General features: G+C 39.0%; 18 protein-coding genes. 7 read left to right on the forward strand and 11 right to left on the reverse strand.

Annotation, left to right across the window (positions count from 1 at the left end; all coding sequences use genetic code 11):
* Positions 1-27: 27 nt before the first annotated feature.
* Entirely contained in the window at positions 28-870 is an 843-nt protein-coding gene (locus ACQKL6_RS03230) for a Ku protein (protein ID WP_402868883.1), read from the reverse strand.
* A 137-nt stretch (positions 871-1,007) separates the two neighbouring features.
* Here ACQKL6_RS03230 and ligD point away from each other — a divergent pair, with 137 nt between their 5' ends.
* Positions 1,008-2,870 carry a DNA ligase D gene (gene ligD / locus ACQKL6_RS03235; RefSeq protein WP_427650571.1) on the forward strand — a complete coding sequence of 621 codons (1,863 nt, stop codon included), beginning with the start codon at positions 1,008-1,010 and terminating at the stop codon, positions 2,868-2,870.
* An 84-nt stretch (positions 2,871-2,954) separates the two neighbouring features.
* Here ligD and dapF read toward each other — a convergent pair whose 3' ends face one another.
* The 5 genes from dapF to ACQKL6_RS03260 form a co-directional block, all read right to left on the reverse strand.
* Positions 2,955-3,941, reverse strand: a complete 987-nt coding sequence (gene dapF / locus ACQKL6_RS03240) for a diaminopimelate epimerase (protein ID WP_402988268.1) — start codon at positions 3,939-3,941, stop codon at positions 2,955-2,957.
* A gap of 181 nt (positions 3,942-4,122) precedes the next feature.
* Complete coding sequence (locus ACQKL6_RS03245; RefSeq protein ID WP_402988265.1) at positions 4,123-5,415, reverse strand: NCS2 family permease; 1,293 nt, start codon at positions 5,413-5,415, stop codon at positions 4,123-4,125.
* Positions 5,416-5,573: 158 nt separating this feature from the next.
* Positions 5,574-6,146: a beta-class carbonic anhydrase gene (locus ACQKL6_RS03250; protein ID WP_402868892.1), complete on the reverse strand. Its 573-nt coding sequence runs from the start codon at positions 6,144-6,146 to the stop codon at positions 5,574-5,576.
* Between the two features lie 274 nt (positions 6,147-6,420).
* Positions 6,421-6,561: a hypothetical protein gene (locus ACQKL6_RS03255; RefSeq protein WP_402868894.1), complete on the reverse strand. Its 141-nt coding sequence runs from the start codon at positions 6,559-6,561 to the stop codon at positions 6,421-6,423.
* Between the two features lie 111 nt (positions 6,562-6,672).
* Positions 6,673-6,993, reverse strand: coding sequence for a DUF4870 domain-containing protein (locus ACQKL6_RS03260; RefSeq protein ID WP_402868896.1), 321 nt, complete (start codon positions 6,991-6,993; stop codon positions 6,673-6,675).
* Positions 6,994-7,192: 199 nt separating this feature from the next.
* Here ACQKL6_RS03260 and ACQKL6_RS03265 point away from each other — a divergent pair, with 199 nt between their 5' ends.
* The 4 genes from ACQKL6_RS03265 (at position 7,193) to ACQKL6_RS03280 (ending at position 10,192) form a co-directional block, all read left to right on the forward strand.
* Complete coding sequence (locus ACQKL6_RS03265; RefSeq protein ID WP_402956903.1) at positions 7,193-7,975, forward strand: undecaprenyl-diphosphate phosphatase; 783 nt, start codon at positions 7,193-7,195, stop codon at positions 7,973-7,975.
* Between the two features lie 355 nt (positions 7,976-8,330).
* Complete coding sequence (locus ACQKL6_RS03270) at positions 8,331-8,885, forward strand: GNAT family N-acetyltransferase (protein ID WP_402956901.1); 555 nt, start codon at positions 8,331-8,333, stop codon at positions 8,883-8,885.
* Positions 8,886-9,141: 256 nt separating this feature from the next.
* Positions 9,142-9,534: a CidA/LrgA family protein gene (locus tag ACQKL6_RS03275; protein WP_402868903.1), complete on the forward strand. Its 393-nt coding sequence runs from the start codon at positions 9,142-9,144 to the stop codon at positions 9,532-9,534.
* Positions 9,509-10,192 carry an LrgB family protein gene (locus ACQKL6_RS03280; RefSeq protein ID WP_402868905.1) on the forward strand — a complete coding sequence of 228 codons (684 nt, stop codon included), beginning with the start codon at positions 9,509-9,511 and terminating at the stop codon, positions 10,190-10,192. Before ACQKL6_RS03275 ends, ACQKL6_RS03280 begins: the two co-directional genes overlap by 26 nt.
* A gap of 72 nt (positions 10,193-10,264) precedes the next feature.
* Here ACQKL6_RS03280 and ACQKL6_RS03285 read toward each other — a convergent pair whose 3' ends face one another.
* The 5 genes from ACQKL6_RS03285 to ACQKL6_RS03305 all read right to left on the reverse strand — a co-directional run bounded on the left by ACQKL6_RS03285 (position 10,265) and on the right by ACQKL6_RS03305 (position 15,479).
* Positions 10,265-11,443 carry a Ger(x)C family spore germination protein gene (locus tag ACQKL6_RS03285; RefSeq protein WP_402988262.1) on the reverse strand — a complete coding sequence of 393 codons (1,179 nt, stop codon included), beginning with the start codon at positions 11,441-11,443 and terminating at the stop codon, positions 10,265-10,267.
* Between the two features lie 3 nt (positions 11,444-11,446).
* Positions 11,447-12,919, reverse strand: a complete 1,473-nt coding sequence (locus tag ACQKL6_RS03290) for a spore germination protein (protein WP_402988258.1) — start codon at positions 12,917-12,919, stop codon at positions 11,447-11,449.
* The gene (locus ACQKL6_RS03295; protein WP_402988254.1) at positions 12,894-14,003 is read right to left on the reverse strand and encodes an endospore germination permease; all 1,110 of its coding nucleotides are present in this window, start codon (positions 14,001-14,003) and stop codon (positions 12,894-12,896) included. Before ACQKL6_RS03295 ends, ACQKL6_RS03290 begins: the two co-directional genes overlap by 26 nt.
* A gap of 183 nt (positions 14,004-14,186) precedes the next feature.
* Entirely contained in the window at positions 14,187-14,336 is a 150-nt protein-coding gene (locus ACQKL6_RS03300) for a YflJ family protein (protein ID WP_402988248.1), read from the reverse strand.
* A gap of 54 nt (positions 14,337-14,390) precedes the next feature.
* A complete protein-coding gene (locus ACQKL6_RS03305) occupies positions 14,391-15,479 on the reverse strand; it encodes an undecaprenyldiphospho-muramoylpentapeptide beta-N-acetylglucosaminyltransferase (RefSeq protein WP_402988243.1) in 1,089 nt (362 codons plus the stop codon).
* A gap of 189 nt (positions 15,480-15,668) precedes the next feature.
* Between ACQKL6_RS03305 and ACQKL6_RS03310 the strand changes: the two genes are divergently transcribed.
* Positions 15,669-16,781 (forward strand): mechanosensitive ion channel family protein, encoded by a 1,113-nt coding sequence (locus tag ACQKL6_RS03310; protein WP_402868914.1) that lies wholly within the window; start codon positions 15,669-15,671, stop codon positions 16,779-16,781.
* A 127-nt stretch (positions 16,782-16,908) separates the two neighbouring features.
* The gene (locus tag ACQKL6_RS03315) at positions 16,909-18,264 is read left to right on the forward strand and encodes an MATE family efflux transporter (RefSeq protein WP_402956883.1); all 1,356 of its coding nucleotides are present in this window, start codon (positions 16,909-16,911) and stop codon (positions 18,262-18,264) included.
* Positions 18,265-18,285 lie beyond the last annotated feature (21 nt).

The following is an 18,285-nucleotide window of genomic DNA, read 5'->3' on the forward strand; positions in this document are numbered from 1 at the left end:
AAGCGATAGATTTCGCTCAGGCTTTTTTTACGCTTGTTTCTTTTTAGGCTCCGCTCTTTTGCGTGTCGTCTTTTTCTTTACAACCATTTTCTCCGGCTTCGTCCTGTCAATGGACGCTTGTAAAGCTGCCATTAAATCCGTCACATTATTGGCCACGGGTTCTTTAGATTTTGCTGTAATGGTTTTCTCGCCAGTTTTCTTTGATTCAATCAATTCAAGCAAAGCTGTTCTATAATCATCTTTGTATTTAGTCGGATCAAACGTCGATGTCAACTGATCAATTAATAATATGGCCGTATCGATTTCTTTTTTTGCAATGGCATCATTAGCAGGAATATTAGGAACGTCGGTTGCAGAACGAACCTCATCAGGGTAATGAATGGTTTCCATCAACAATGTGTTATCCACGACCCGAAGGATAGCCATTTGTTCTTTGGAACGAATGATGATTTTAGCGAGACCAACCTTGCCTGACTCCAAGAGTGCTTCCCTCAAAAGAGAATAGGCTTTTGTACCGCCATCGTTTGGAGACATATAATAGCTTCGGTTGAAATAGATTGGATCAATTTCCTCTATTTTAACAAAATCAATGATTTCCACTGCCTTATCTTCATTTTGTTTTTTTAATTGCTCAAGTTCATTGTCTTCTAGGACAACAAACTTTCCTTTTGTATACTCAAACGCACGAACAATATCATCCTTGCCTACTTCTTTCTGGCAAACTGGACAAACCTTTTCGTATTTTATCGGTGAATGGCATTCCTTATGCAAAGTTCGTAAGGATATATCCTTATCTTCCGTTGCCGCATGAAGCTTTATCGGGATATTCACCAAACCAAAAGAAATGCTGCCTTTCCATATTGTATGCAAATTCCTCACCTCATCGTTGATTAATTGATTCACTGTTATTATCATTCCCATTTCTTTCAAAAAAATTATATCTCAACTCTTAAAATTAAGATTTTATGGGGAAAATACTAATAAACGCAATGAACGGAGGGAAAAATGTGATAAAACCAATGTTGCCCACCTATCATCCAGAAGCTCCTTGTTCTAAGGAATGGATATATGAAGTCAAATATGATGGCTTTCGGGCCATTTTAACGATTGAAGAAAGTAAAGTGGCAAAGCTGACGAGCCGGAACGGAAAAGAGTTGCTGCCTCTTTTTCCGGAAATCGGTGAATTCCTAGAAACCTTGAACCTCGAAGGTATACTTCCCCTTCAACTAGATGGAGAACTAGTTTGGCTAACCAATGAAGCCAAGGCAGACTTTTCCGAGATACAGTGGCGTGGACGTTTGAGAAACCAAACATTGATATCCGAGGCTTCCACCCTCTCCCCATGCCGATTCATAGTGTTTGACTTACTAACCTTAAATGGAAAAGACATTACCAAACAAAACTTGTCGGAACGGAAAGCTTTGTTGAAGGGCTTAGGAAAGAAACTTCATTTCCCAGAAAATCCTAGCCCCCATGAAGAAAGCCCAATCCAACTGATTGGAAACTATGATACTGCAAATGAATCGATGAACAAGGTCATTCTCATGGATGGGGAAGGGATTGTAGCCAAGAACATCAACAGCATATGGCACGAAAAACGGTCAACCTCCTGGATCAAGGTGAAAAATTGGAGGGTATTCCCCTGCTTTATCACTGCTCTTCATAAAGAAAACGGATATATTTCAATTTCCGTTTATAAAGACGGTGTAATTACCCCGATTGGGAGCGTCAAAAATGGCATGAGTGCCCAGGATAAAACCATTTTACACGAATTGATTAAAAAAAATGCCGTCGAAGAGAATGCGAAGTTCTTTTACCTCCATCCTTCCATTTGTATCGAAGTGCAATTTCTGCATGTTCATGAAGAAAATGAATTACGGGAGCCTCAGTTTTCCCAGTGGCTGTTGCAAACGATACCAAGTGAATGTACTTGGGAGAGGTTCCTTATCAGTCAATTTACTTTTCCGGAGTCGGTCCATATAACATCACCAGATAAACCGATTTGGGCATTTAAGGATAGAAAGGTGATAAAAGTTGAATACCTCCAATATTTACGGGAGGTGTCATCTCATTTCTTGCCTTTTCTAGCCGACAAACTTCTGACAACAATTCGTTACCCTCATGGCGCAATGAACCCTGAACGTTTTTTTCAAAAAAATAAGCCAGAGTATGCGCCCGCATCGATTCAAACGTTCCTGAATGAAGACATCGAGTATATGCTATGTAATGAACTGGAAACATTGCTTTGGTTTGGCAACCAACTTGCCTTGGAGTTCCATGCACCATTTCAGAAAGCTGGCTCTACTAAACCAGATGAAATTGTATTGGATCTTGACCCTCCCTCGATTGAGTATTTTAACTTGGCGATTCATGCCGCTCTTGAAATAAAGAAAGTCTTGCTTCCATTACATATAGAAGCATTCGTAAAAACTTCAGGAAATAAGGGATTACAGATTCATATTCCACTACCGGAAGATACTTTTACTTATAAAGAGACACATATTTTCACTGATTTTCTTGGTCAATACTTAATAAGCTCCTTTCCAAATGACTTTACCTTAGAGAGAATGAAGAAAAATCGACAAAATCGACTTTATCTCGATTTTGTCCAACATAGTGAAGGGAAAACCATTATCGTCCCTTATTCCCCTCGTGGAAATCATTTCGCCGGGGTAGCCACTCCCTTATCATGGGAAGAAGTGAATGAAAACCTTAGACTGGAAGATTATACAGTGGAAACTGTACCTAACAGGATCAAAAGGTTGGGCTGCCCCTTCAAGAATTACAGGCAGATTGATAACGGCCCAGCATTTCTAGAGGTTTTATCCTTCCTTAAACAACAAAAGGGGCCTTATAAGTCCAAAAAATAAAACAGGTGAAGAAAAACGAATCGTTTTTCTTCACCTGTTTTTCTTTTTTTAAAATAATTTACTGATTTGACAGCCTTTTGTCCCTTACCATTTCGTTTTCAAAAAGCTTTGTACTTCATCCTGCATCTTTGCATATAATTTTGTTTCCTCTTCATATTCATGTTTTTCAAGCACTGTGAAAACCTCTGGCTGATCGATGTCTATTTCAAGCAACGCTTTGAACTCATAGGTTGCATTTCCAATCAGGTCAATGGAATACGCATTACTCTCTTCATCATGGTGAACGATACATTTCACTTTTCCACCGTTGTTATAAACGGAAATTTCCTGTTCAAGCGAATTAAGTCCAATCGAGCAAGTAACCAGACTTGAAGCCGACATCGCAGTTCCACAAGCATTCGTGAAGCCTACACCTCTTTCGAAGGTACGAACATAAATGCTCCCAGGTGTCAGTTCTTTTACAAAACTGACATTGACCCCATCCGGAAACAGGTCATTCGGTTGGTTCACTTTCGTGGCAAGCTCTTCCTGTAAATTACTTTGCAATACATCGCTATCCACTAAGGTGATCAAGTGTGGATTTGGGACAGCCAATGCCGAAAATAGGAGGGAATCATGCAACTCAGGGAGCAATTCATTTAACAACTGATCCTTTTCTATTGCAAGCGGAAGATCCTTGACCTTAAAGCTGACCGGAGAAATTTCCACTTTGAATGTTGGAATTCCCGCATAAATATCATCCGTTTTTTCGACGAGTAAATTCACTTTCATCGTCTCAACAGTCATTTTATCAAGCCCTAAAACGTCATTCGTATACCTGGCCACACACCGAAGTCCATTACCACACATGGATGCTTCTGATCCATCTGCATTAAATACCCGCATTCTGGCATCTGCATGCTCACTTTTCATGACAAATAGAATGCCATCCGCTCCAAGCTTTTCTCTATTGCAAAGGACCTTCGCTAATTTTTCGCGTTCTTCCTCTGTAAAGGTCAGAGTTGTTGTTAATTCATCAATAATTAAAAAATCATTGCCCGATCCATGAATTTTAAAACCTTCAATTAACATCCTGTCACATCCTCAATGCTGTTCTTTTATTTTAAATATTCTTTATCATAGCATTATAAGTTCGAACATGTCATCGGGAAAATTCCAATTAAGCGAATATTCCATCAAGAAAGCCGAGTTGCCATACAATAAAAAGCCTGTGGAGGCAATGCTACCCACTCCACAGACTCTTCAATTCATATTAACCTATTATGAAATAGATAATAAACAGTATAGCGCTAACATACATTGGACCTGAAACTTCTTTCGCCTTACCTGTGACCACTTTCAGGAATGGGTATAGAATAAACCCGAAAGCCATTCCATCTGCAATACTGTAGGTAAATGGAATGAAGGTAATGATAAAAAGTGCGGGGATGCTTTCTGTATAATCGCTAAAGTCCATTTTCTTAAGATTTTCAAGCATGAGCATGCCGATAATGATTAAAATTGGCGCAATGGCACTATCCGGAATCACCTTAATTACCGGAATAAATAAAAGTGACAGAAGAAACAAGAACCCCGTGATGACTGATGTTAAACCGGTCCTGCCCCCTGAGGCGATGCCTGCAGCGGTCTCAACAGTGGCTACCGTCGGACTGGAACCGATAGGGCCAGAAAGAAGAACGGAGACACTCGTTGCCTGTAGAGACTTCTTATAAGCCTCCGGACGTTCGATGCTGTTCACATGTCCGTGTACAAGACCAATGTTTTCAAAGATTAGTACCATGGTCATCGCAAAAACACTTATCCAAAATTCAATTCGCCCCACCTCGATAAATGTCAGTGAAAAAAAGAGTTCACTATAAGAGGCTGTATCCAAACCGGAAAAGTGGATATTCGAGATTTCAATCGTGCCAAAAAAGTAAGCTATACAGCTACCTATGATGATCGTGATCATAAAGTTTCCTGGGACATTTTTAATAAATAAAGCAATGGCAAGTAAAAATGTCAAAATCGTTGCTAGAACAGATGGGTCACTCAAATGACCAAGTCCAAGAAGCGATGAAGAACCCCTTGTAATAATCCCACCCTTTTCCAAACCGATTAACAGCAAAAATAAACCAAGACCAACAGAAATGGCGTCTTTTATTGAACCTGGAATGGAATCATTAATCAATTTCGAGAACTTTGTAAAAGCCACGATTACAAAAATGAGGCCCGAAACAAAAACAGCTCCAAGAGCCGATTGGAAGGATAAGCCCATTCCTTGAACCATTGTGTACGCGAACAGGGCATTGACGCCCATACCGGGGACGATGATTATTGGTACATTAGCCCACAACCCAATCAAGATACAACTCACTGCGGAAAGGATAATGGTTGCAATCACAGCTCCATTAATAGGTATACCTGCTTCAGATAAAATCAGGGAATTCACGACGAGAATATATACGATTGTGAAATAACTAACCACACCGGCAAGAATTTCACGTTTTCCATTTGTTCCATATTGGGAAAAATGAAAAAACGTTTCTAAATTTGTGTTCTTCATGTAGTATCCTTACTATGTTGTCCCTCGCCCACCCGCTTGTATAAGTGACAAACTGCACTTCGTGATTTTAACAAATATTCATTTAAAAATAAATAGAAACTCTTAAAAATGAAAAAGCTGATGGGATAATTCCATCAGCTTTTGGTACATTGTTTTTATTATTTTTCTATGTGGTCATAACCGTTAACGACCAGTTCCAATTTGCCTTTATCCGGAGAAATGATAAGTCCATGGACAGGAACATTCTTTGGAATCAGAGGATGGCTTTTAATAACCTCTACACTATTTTTTAAACTTTCATAAACATCATCAAATCCACGAAGCCAACTCTTGATATCGATGCCTGAAGCTCCGATTGTATCGATTGTTTCCTTTTGAATGCCACGTTCTACCATTTTTTCTACCGTAACATCAGCATTAACAGAAGCCATGCCGCAATCATGATGAGGGATGACGAACACTTCATCCGCCTTCAATTCATATATAGCAATCAAGATACTACGCATGACGCTACCAAACGGATGAGAAACAATCGCTCCGGCCGTTTTCAATATTTTCACATCACCATTTTTGACATTCATTGATTTTGGTAACAGCTCAACAAGGCGAGTGTCCATACAACTGACGATAACCATTTTCTTTTCAGGGAATTTGTCTGTTTTGTACTTAACATATTCCTCTTTTTCAACAAATTGCTCATTATAATCTAGAATTTCATTAAGTAAACTCATACCTTCACCCTTTTTCTATGTATTCTATTATGTATTACTATTTGATTATATCAAATCTTTAGACTATTAGCCAAAAAAATTGCCTAATGCTAACCTGATGCTAAAAGGAACGATGATGATGTACGGCTACACAAACCCCAGATCGCAAGTTTGCAATCCTCCTCCATACGCAAAGGGAAACTAAGAAGAGGTGTATTGGCCTTGAATATCGTTTCCCAATCCTTCGACAGCACCATACTTGATAGCCACCTTCTTTCCGGTGCCACTCATAATTTCAAAAGAATAAGAACCCTGCTGAAGTTTGTATGGATATCCATTCATTCTTGTCATAATTATAAATCATTCTATTGATCTTCACGAGGGACTTTGTACCGTTTTCTTCATAATAACCAATGAGTTCGCCTCTTCGGTTCATGGCCGATACTTTATTGATAACCCCTCCTTTTTATTATACTCGGCTAGTAAATGACCCTTGTTCCATCATAAAAAAAGGGATCCGCCTAAGCAGAATCCCCCGATGTAAAACTTATAAAATCCTAAATATGAAGGGAATGCGATAGTCGACCCCTTCATAAGCTCTGACTGCAGCTATAATTGTAAATACAACTAAAGCTATACCTATGACCGGTAATAGTACTGCACCAATCAATATGATTACAAGTAGACCAGCGACGATGGAATATACCGTATAAGAGATAAAGAAGTTCAAATATTCCCTTCCGTGATAATCTACAAATTGGGATGAATCCTTCTTAACTAACCATATGACTAAAGGACCGACAAAAGCGGTAAAAAAGCTAATTACATATATTAGGGCAGCAAACACTCTTTCATCTTTAGTGGGCATGTGTTCTGTTCCTCCTTTCTTATATGAAATAATACGATTCAAAAAGCAATTAGTTTCATTTCTTACATGTTTTTTTAAAAAAAGTAAGTCTTTTTTCCCCCATCTTAAAACGTTAACGGATAAAAAACCGAATAAGTTGGCCCTTCCCACGCATACAGATTAAATAGTGGATTGTCCACGTAAGAATGGAGGGATATATTTGCTAAATGAATTCCAGGCCTTCATCCTTGGAATCATCCAGGGCTTAACTGAGTTTTTACCGATTTCAAGTACAGGCCATTTATATCTGGGGAGGCACATTTTCCATCTTGACGAAGCTGGCATCTTTCTAGATACTATGCTACACATTGGAACTTTACTTGCTTTATTGGTCGTTTACAAAGATGAAATCATATTCTTATTGAAAAATCCATTCTCAAAATTGACGCTTCTTCTGGTAATAGGAACGCTTCCGGCTGTTATTGCCGGTCTCCTTTTAAGTGATTGGTTTGACAGCCTTTCAAAAACAGGGTTGACGATTGGTTGGGAATTCCTCGTAACCGGAATGATTCTATGGTGGGCCGATGGAGTCAATAAAGGGAATAAGAAACTAGATGATATCTCCATAAAAGATTCCTTTATCATCGGTACCTTTCAGGCGGCTGCAATCATGCCTGCCTTATCACGTTCCGGATTGACCATCGCAGCTGGTCTTTTTTGCAGGCTTGACCGGGCAACAGCCGCCTATTTTTCTTTTTTACTTTCCATCCCTGCTATTTCCGGAGGAATCGTCTTTCAGATGAAACCCATTTTCACGGGAGAGGTTGAAAGGATCCCTTTCATGGCTCTTTTGATTGGGACCCTCGCTGCCGCAATCTTTGGATATATAGCCGTAGTCTGGATGATTGATTTCTTAAAGAAACGATCTTTGAAGGTATTTTCCATGTATGTCTGGGCACTCGGTACGATAATTTTATTCATGCAATTCACTGGACGATTTTAACAAAATAAAATAGCAACTTTTCTTAGTAAAATGCTGACAATCGGGCTCAAAATCAAGTTGAATGCTAACCAAAACCTTCCCAATTTCCACCTTCAAAAAAAAGTTAGAAATTGACGAAAAAAAAGGCAAAAAACCTATTCCCAAACCGTTTATTTTTTAGTATTATACCTTCGTAAGGTTCTTTAGATTTAAATACTTTCTGAAAATAAAAATAGGGAAGGCAAATGGTGCGCCACCGGTTTCCGGTTCTAGTGGGTTCGATTCCCACCCCGAAATTTTTTGATGAACGACTTAAAAAATTTCGAGGGTGGGCAGCGGCTACGCATAAGGACTGCCCTCAAACGGAGGGACGGAAATGTTAAAAAAGAGAGATTTTGCAGATTGTTTTTCTCTTTATGAACACATGACTCATCCAGATGTCTTCCCTTTCGTGCGCCATAAAGTAGATTCATATGAAGAATATGTATTCATTACTAAGCAAACGATTGAGGCTGAAGAAAAAGGTGAGCTCATTTCACGAACAATCTTAGATGAATGGGAAAATCCCGTTGGTTGTATTTCTTTATACGATATTGAAAACGGAGCTGGGTTCCTAGGTACATGGCTTGGAAAACCTTTTCATGGTAAAGGGTATAATGCCGTTGCCAAAGACGCCTTCTTCAAGGAATTATTTTTTGAGCTCGGCATGGAAACGGTTTTTATGAGGATTCGCAAAATAAATATCCGTTCCATTAAAGCAGCCGAAAAGCTTCCCTATGCGATCAAGGCAAATGAAACCAGAAAAGCTCTCTATGATCAAATAAATCAAAAGGAAGACATTTATGATTTATTTGAAATTCCCAAGGATTTATACACCTTGCATATCCTTAGACAGGATAATGATGAAGACCAGCAATTACTTGAAGCTTAATCTTAATAAAGGCATGCCAACTCTTTCTTACGAAAGAAAAGGTACCCTATCATTTATATACAGAAAACGGAAGCGTCCCGGATTTGGGACGCTTTTTTTATGTTTATTTACATTTCCCCCTCTTTTAGCCATATGGAGTACAATTTTTCTGGGCCGAATAAGCATATACCCTATTAATTTACTCAATCTTTTTCTATAATAAATACAATTGACCAATTACTAAATACATTCAAATAGTCATGGAAAGGATCTAATTATGAAAAAAATCATTCTTTTTATCATCCAGCTTTTCCTGTTGGTTATCATTTGTGAACTAGGGATTTATTTATCCAATTTCTTCAGTTTGCCCATTCCAGGAAGCGTAATTGGCATGCTTATATTATTCATTTTATTACAAACTAAAATTTTAAAAGTGGAGTGGGTTGATATTACATCAACCTTTTTAGTCAAACATCTGGCCTTTTTCTTCATTCCGATTTCTGTAAGCTTAATGACCATGGGTTGGCTCTTTCTAAAATACGGACTTCCCTTAGCCCTAACACTGCTAATCAGTTTGATTATCGGGTTCATCGTATCATCCCTGGTCGTCCAAAAGTTCTCCCGTAGAGAAGAGGTTAAACAGCGTGACAACATTCATCACACTTTATAGTATAATGATTACAATCATAGCCTATGCTATCGGTAGGAAAATATACAGTACACATCCTTCACCTTTTACGACGCCTGTTTTTTTTGGAACAGTCACTATTATTCTCGCGTTGCTAATAAGTGGGTTGGATTTCAATGACTATACCCCAGGCAAAGACATCATCACGTATTTCTTAGGACCGGCTACTGTTGCGTTGGCCGTTCCTCTTTATAAAAATAGAGCCATAATCGCAAAATATGCGATACCAGCAATCAGCGGCATGGTTCTGGGTCTTGCCGTGACATTAACCCTTGCCTTAACCATCGCCAAAGCCTTAACACTTCCGCTTTATATCCTTCAGGGATTGGCGGTTAAGTCCATTACAGTTCCTATTGCCGTGGAAATCACCAAAATTTATGGCGGAAACCCTAATATTTCTGCAGCTTTCGTCATTTTAACCGGTGTTTTAGGCACGATGATCGCACCTAAATTGATGGATAAACTGAACGTCACGATGCCTTTCGCCCGTGGCATTGCTTATGGCACAATTGCACACGGACTTGGGACTGCCCAAGCAACACAGGAAAGTGAATTTACAGGAGCGGTCGCAGGTGCGGCAATGGCCCTTTCCGGCATCATCATTTCATGCTTATTTCCACTAATTAATCATTTTCTCTAGCATGATAAAAAATCCACATCGTCATTTGCCGATGTGGATTTTTTATGAAAAGATTCTGACTGAGGACCTAGCCTATTTCCCATCATTCCCAGGCAATTTTGAACTTTTAAACGGATGGTAATCAAGTGTACCAGCGTTGGTCAGGTTAACTGTTATGTTAATTTGGTCAATTGAATTTCCCTTCAAATAATCATTTGGTTCCTTAAAGCCTTTAGCTTGCCAAAATTTCAATTCTTTACGGTATAGAGTTCTCCCCAGACCCAGTGGATCTCCATTCCGTTTTAAGCCTATTTTATATGTCTTTTCAATTTCTTTTCTTATATAGTCTTGAACTACATTTTCAAAGTTCTTTAAAGGTTCTGCATTTGACATTTCCAAGATACTCCCATTAATATGTATATCCAGGTTGTATTTAGCTTCATTATCTTTAATGAACGGTTTGATTTTCACTTTAGGGTGGGATAATGAGATGTAATTTGTGCCGTCACCTTTTTTAAATTCAAGTGGTGTTCTATTCGTATCTTCCGTTACCCAGCGCAATCCTTTTAAATCATCAATGGAATACCAATTTAACGATTTTTTATAATACAGGACAAAAGCTCCGTCAATCATGAAAGTCCTGCGCTTTTTCTTGTCCTCGGTCCAATCCTTTTCACTAAAAGAAATCGTCGGAAGGATCGTAGTTATCGAAACGTCCCTGTAAGTGGAAATAAAGGTTCTCAATGAAATCGGTTTAATATAGGAAATGTTTTCATAAACCGCTTTTGGAAAATGCAGCTCTGAATATAAAGGCGTTAAATTGAAAAAACCTTTAATAGCAAACAATTCCTTCAATGGCTTGTTCGTCGCAAAAATATTACTTGAATACCGAATCAAATTATATCTGAATGCGGCATCAATTATATCATTTATATTGTGCTTTAACGCCCTATCCGTCAACACAAAGGTCGAAACTTGACCAAGGTATAATCGTTGTTGTGCCGACTGATACAAATGGTTTATTGCCTCGGCAATGGATTTCCCTGAATGTTTCCCGACATACACCTTTCCCGGTTCTGTACTCTTGTTTTCTTGCTTGGCTACACCAGATAAGTCAACCAACTGTACATATACCTCATACTTGCCATCAAGATAATCCACTCCTAAAGTAGTCACGTAATGGATATCCTGAATATCCTTATAATCCCAACATCCCGTTAAAAGTGTAAAGGCCGATAAGATGAGAAAAAGCTTCGACAATCGTCGTGTCACTGTTTACTCCCCCTTTTCCGTTTGGTCTAGAGCGCCTTTAGTTCTTTTCTTAACATTCCATGGGATTTTTATAAAAGCATCTGAAACTTTCGAAAGACTTGGAGGTGAAAGTTCATTCATATAAGGTACTCCAAACGACTCGAGAGAGGAAACCCAAAAAGTGACGAATATAAATCCAATAAGTAAACCATAAATACCCAGAATAGAACTAAGTATTAAGATTAATAAACGGATGATTGATACGACCCCTGTCAAAGATTGATTAACCAAGGTGTAGGAAGCCACTGACGTGACTGCAGCGATGACAAGCATTGTTGGAGATGTCAATCCGGCACGAATGGCTGCGTCACCGACGATTAAACCACCAACGACTGCAACAGTCTGGCCAACTGCTTGTGGTAACCGTACTCCCGATTCACGGAACAACTCGAATAACCCTAGCATGAGAAACATTTCAAGCGCAACAGAGACAGGTAGTCCCAATCTGGAGATACTGACTGTTGCAAGTAAAGGAAAAGGCAATTGGTCTATGTTATACGCCGATAATGCCACCCAAAAACCTGGAAGCAATATAGAACACACCAATCCAAAGACTCGTAGAAGCCTTTCTAAAGAAACGAATATGAAAGGAAGGCTTGAATCTTCGGCCGCTTTAATCTGAAGCAATAATGTTGTCGGTGCTATGATGACGGTGGGTGAACCATTCATAAGTACAATGAACCTGCCTTGGTTTAATGATCCCACGCAAAAATCGGGTCTACTCGTATAATGAGTCAGTGGGAACAGCCTGAAATTTGCCTTTGAGATCAACTCCTCAAGCTGTTGATTACTAATCAATACATCAATATCAATTTCATTCAGTCTTTTCCTTACCAGCTTAACAAGTTCAGGATTTATTATGTTCTCTATATACATTAGGGCGACTTTTGTTTGGGTGCTCTTCCCAATGGTAAACTCTTCATAGGATAGCGAAGCTGTTCGCATCCTTTTACGTATGAGAGCCACATTCGTTGCAAGATCTTCCACAAACCCATCCCGTGGGCCCCGAAGAGAAATTTCAAATGATGATTCCTCCGGACTCCTGTTTGGAATGTCTGGTAAAGGTAATGCAAAAAGCTGCTGTGTAACTTGGAAAAAAATAAGGATTTCCCCGCTGAATACCCGTCTACTTATGTCCTCTTTATCAATCGGACTGCAAGAAAGCTCTGTCAAAGTCAAAGAAGGATGAAATGGAGGCTCGAGCTTTTCATGATCATCCTTTTGCTCCAGCATAACGTGAATGTATTGCAATACATTATTATTCAATTCAATTGTATCTACCATTCCGGGGTAATAAAATAAGAGGATGTTCGCTTTTTTATTCTGTTCACTTTCCATTACCCTAAATAAAATATCCGAACTATTCCTGAAAAGCTCTCGAAAAACTTCTTCCGTATAATAGTATGGTTTATCATGGGCGCTTTTGAATCGTTTCATCAGGAACCACCTTTCGTTTAGGTTTCATCTTGGCTGCCACTGTAAATAAAAGAATAAGAATAATGAGCAAAAAGAAAGTACCCAGAAAATAATAGTTCTTTAAGAATGTATAAAAATGAATATCGCTTAAGGGAATTACATTGATAATAATCATCATTATTGCCAGGACCAACAGGATCCCTTTCTTCATATTCGCTGTTTTTACTCTTAATAAATCCGGAAGTAAAAACATCGCCATTGATACCCGAATAAAGGCGCCAGCAATCCATTGATATATGGAAAAAAAGTCTGTATGGGCAATGTACTTCCCGATAGTCAACAAGCGCCATTGTTCATAAGCCGGATATCGCATTTCGCTAGAAAGAATTGGGCCGAACTCAATAATGGCACCGGTAAGCGGGCCAAGGATTAATACCGTGATGATGCCCATCATCCCCAATACCGTTTTCAGTTTAATGGCCTCTCCATTTGAAAGATGATGCTGAAATAATATAACGATAATCAACTCCAGATATCCATTTGCAATGAAGTACATTGATTTAATCCCAAAGAAATAACCCTGCTCAAATAGTGGAAAGAGAAAATCATAGTTTTTTTCGGGTATATTACCAGTAGCTACAAAGATACCTAAAACAATCACAATGGGTAATAAAATCGCTGAATTAATGGCAATGGTCTTAAGGTTAGAATACGCAAGCACGGCACATATACACGCAAAAGGTATAATAATGGCGATTGAAGGTGTTTCTGGCAAGGACGTGGTACGGACCCAGTCAACCATATCTTTAGCCGTCGTCAAGATGATCGTGATCAAATATACTGAAAGCACGAAACATATTACCTTTGTAAACCGTTTTCCCATTCGATTTGCCAACCAGGGAAAAAGATGCTCCGTTTTTTTCTTCTTTAAAATCCAATACAGAAGGAACGCCCAACCAATAGATAAAACACCTGTGAGAACAGCAAATATCCAAGCATCTCTTCCTGCCACATCCAATACCAAAGGAATGATCATAACGTGGTTCAGCAATCCTACCGAAAGGATGACTATCGGTAGTGACGAATTAAAATTAATCTTTGTCATATTTTAAACTCCATAAGGGAAAAGTTTTATCCATAACTATAAAGCATTCATTGTTTTGGAATAATAAATAGCATTTGCAGTGTAATAGGAATATATCCAAAAAGAAAAGTTATAGGGTCTATTTCTAAAAGACACTTCAAGAAAAAACATAAGGGAGCCGCAACGTAATACGTTGCGGCTCCCTTATGTTTTTTCGTTTTTATTGAGTTCATATAAACGTCTTAACTCATAGGTTTTATACAATTCTAACTTTCTTCGTTCAATAGGATGATAACTGATTCCTGCAGTTTTTAACTGCTGAATGAACCATCCTTTCGAGTATTGGTGAGCCATCCTTCCCCCTCCTCTTTTCGAAAAAAGATATGCTTGAGGAAGGGAAATAATAACCTACTTTTTACTTTTCATTACATTCGTCAACAATTCATACATTTCCGCCGCAGTTTTGAACGGACGCTTTTGACGCATTTTCGTTTGGTATGCGTCGGAATTATTGACTAGATCAAGAAGTGCCTGGTTAAAGACTTGATCTGATAATTCCTCTTCCTGAATCACCTTACAGAAGCCTTGCTTTTCAAAGCTTGCAGCATTTAAAATCTGATCCCCACGGGATGCGGCCGCACTAAGCGGAATAAGTAGCATTGGCTTTTGTAGGCCGAGGAATTCAAAAATTGAATTCGAACCTGCTCTTGATACAACAACATCAGCACACGCTAGCAAATCGAATAGTTCTTCATGTACGTATTCAAATGGGGCATACCCTCTTTGCTTAAGTTCCGACTTGACATTACCTTTTCCGCAAATATGAATAATTTGATAATCCTTTAATAATTGATCCAAGTTATCCGTTATCAAGTTATTTATTTTAACCGCTCCAAGGCTGCCGCCCATGACCAATAATACGGGCCTGCTATTCGTGAAACCACAAATGGTCTTGCCTTTTGAAGGTTTACCTGTGAATATCCCATCACGTAGTACCGCCCCAAGGTACATGGCCTTATCTTTTGGCAAGTCCTTTTCCGTCTCTTCAAATGTCGTGAATATTTTAGAAGCAAGCGGCATGGCAATTTTATTGGCTAGCCCTGGTGTATAGTCAGATTCATGAATCGCTATGGGGATTTTCAACATCCTTGCTGCCAATACGACCGGAACCGAAACAAATCCACCTTTTGAGAAAATGAAGTCAGGCTTAGTTCGTTTTAAAATCTTTCTTGCGTCAAAAATCCCCTTTATTACACGGAAAGGATCTTTTGCATTTTCTACAGAAAGGTACCGCCGGAATTTACCAACTGAAATCGTTTCATATCGAATTTCAGGAAATTCCTTTTCAATGATATCTTTTTCAATCCCTTTTTTAGAACCGATATAAGTAACATCCCACTCATGTTTTAAAAATTCCGGGATGATTGCTGCATTAACTGACACATGACCGGCTGAACCTCCACCGGTAAACACTACTTTCTTAGTCAAAATTTCCACCTTCCAAACTTAAAAAATCACTTTCCATCCATAGTACCACATTTCAAGGGTATATTTACTCGAAAATGCAAACAATGATATAGAATAACGTAATAAATGCAATGAGCGATTATTTTTTCATTTTCACTCTGAATATATTATAATCTTAGTATTCTACAATTCTACAGAATACATTGGAGGAACATTACATTGCAAGAAGTTTCTGAATCTCTTAATCAATTTGAAGGAATTGATGCATGGACACAACTAGGAATTTCTATCATTATTTTCCTTCTGGTCCTTTTGTTAAGGAAAGCATTCACTACTTATATTTTCAAATTTTTCCTTAAAATCGCAAAAAAAAGAAAAATTGAATTTGCCGCCAACCTAATGCTAGCCATTGAGCAACCAGTAAGATGGCTCATCGTTTTGATAGGAATCATCATTTCGATGCACTACTTTCCAATTGACATCCCATCAGAAATTATGAGGTCGAAGATATACCGTTCGGTCTTTGTCTTCTTGTTCTTTTGGACGATTTTCAATATCAGCTCGATTTTAACCATCTTGTTCCCTAAGTTAGTTAGTAAATTCGGACTGGAAGTCGATCAAATCGTGATGCCGTTCTTAACGAAAATCATTAAATTGATTATCTTGGCACTGGGAGCATCCATCATTGCGGAAGAATGGGGATTTAACGTCAATGGATTTGTTGCAGGTCTTGGACTAGGAGGTCTAGCCTTTGCCCTTGCTGCAAAGGATACTGTCAGTAACTTCTTCGGTGGAATCGTTATCGTTACCGAAAAACCTTTTACTATCGGCGACTGGATTAAAACACCAAGTGTCGAAGGGACGATTGAGGACATTACGTTTCGTAGTACGAAGGTTCGTACATTTGCGCAGGCTCTCGTTACGGTTCCGAATGCCACCCTTTCGAATGAACCAATCATCAACTGGTCGAAGATGGGCAAAAGGCAGATTGCTTTTCATTTAGGCGTGAATGTCACAACGCCAAAGGACAAGTTGGAAAATGTCATTAAGAGAGTTGAAAAAATGCTTACTGACCATCCCGAAGTCCATCCCGAAACCATACTGGTGAAATTTGATGAGTTCAGCCATACGGGTTTCAACATCTATTTGTATTTCTTCTCAAACGAAACCAACTATGGGGAGTATTTAGCCATCAAAGAAGATATCAACTTTAAGATTTTGGATATCCTCGAAGAAGAAGATGTCCAGATTGCCATCCCTTCTCAGGCATTCATCCTACAAACCGATTCGCATACAGCAGACATGAACGATTTTCAATCCATGCATGACTGACAAAAGGGACTGCCTAAATACCGGCAGTCCCTTTTTATATCTTGCCTTAAATAAAATCAAAATGTTCAAGGGATTTTATGATATAATTCTTTCATTGTGAAAAAATTTCATACACCGAGGTACATCGATGAATCAAACTTATAAAAAGTCAGAAAAGATCCGTTTGTTATTTTATATTTTGATACCTATCCTCATCACCCAAATCAGTCTCTATGCCATGACTTTTTTTGATGTGATGATGTCGGGCCAATACAGTACTGAAGATGTTGCCGGCGTCTCGATAGGAAGTTCGCTCTGGACTCCAGTCTATACGGGATTGAGTGGCATTTTGATTGCCTTGACTCCGGTCGTCTCACAGCTAATCGGATCAAGACGTACAAAATTGGTATCCTTTTCAGTGATGCAGGCCATATACTTGGCCATATCCTTAGCCGTCATAGTTTTAGTCGTCGGGTCATTTGTTTTAAACCCTATTTTGAATGCCATGGATTTGGATTCAACTGTCCACCGGGTCGCGCATGACTATCTGGTTGCCCTATCAATCGGGATTGTTCCATTATTCATATACAATGCCTTAAGATCCTTCATTGATGCACTGGGTCAAACAAGAATTTCGATGGTTATTACGTTGATCGCACTTCCGATAAATGTTGTGTTCAATTACCTTCTCATATACGGAAAATTTGGTTTTCCGAAACTTGGAGGGGTCGGTTCTGGTTATGCCACCGCGATTACCTATTGGTTAATCGCTATCATTGCCATCTTAGTCGTGGTGAAAATGAATCCGTTCTCTTCCTATCTCGTTTTCCATGAATTTTTCAGGGTATCTTGGATTGAATGGCGGTCCCTATTAAAGATAGGCGTCCCTATCGGATTGGCCATCTTTTTCGAAACAAGCATTTTCTCAGCCGTTACCCTCTTCATGAGTAAATATGATACGATCACTATTGCTTCACATCAAATTGCGATGAATTTCGCGTCATTGCTTTATATGATGCCGCTTAGTATATCTATGGCCCTAACCATTGTCATTGGATATGAAATTGGTGCTAAACGATATAATGACGCCCGTGAATACAGCAAGATAGGAATAATCATGGCTCTGTCGATGGCCCTCGTCAGTTCAGCTATCCTATTTTTCTTCCGGGAACCTGTAGCTGCTCTCTACACAAAAGATCACGCTGTAGTTGCACTAACTTCCCATTTTTTGATCTATGCCATCTTCTTTCAGATATCCGATGCCCTGCAGGCACCCATTCAGGGAGTATTACGTGGATACAAAGATGTCAATGTCACTTTCGCTATGTCACTTGTCTCCTATTGGGCACTCGGACTGCCTATAGGCTATCTATTTGCTAAGTTTACGGAAATGGGAGCTTTCGGATATTGGGTCGGTTTAATCTCAGGTTTGGCACTAGGAGCAATAGGTCTGGCCGCTCGTTTACGATACATTCAGCATATAAAATTCAATAAAACCGCTTAAAAAGGTGAAAAAAGGATTTAT

The sequence above is a fragment of the Peribacillus sp. NPDC097197 genome (assembly GCF_050278025.1).
Taxonomy (GTDB): Bacteria; Bacillota; Bacilli; order Bacillales; family DSM-1321; genus Peribacillus.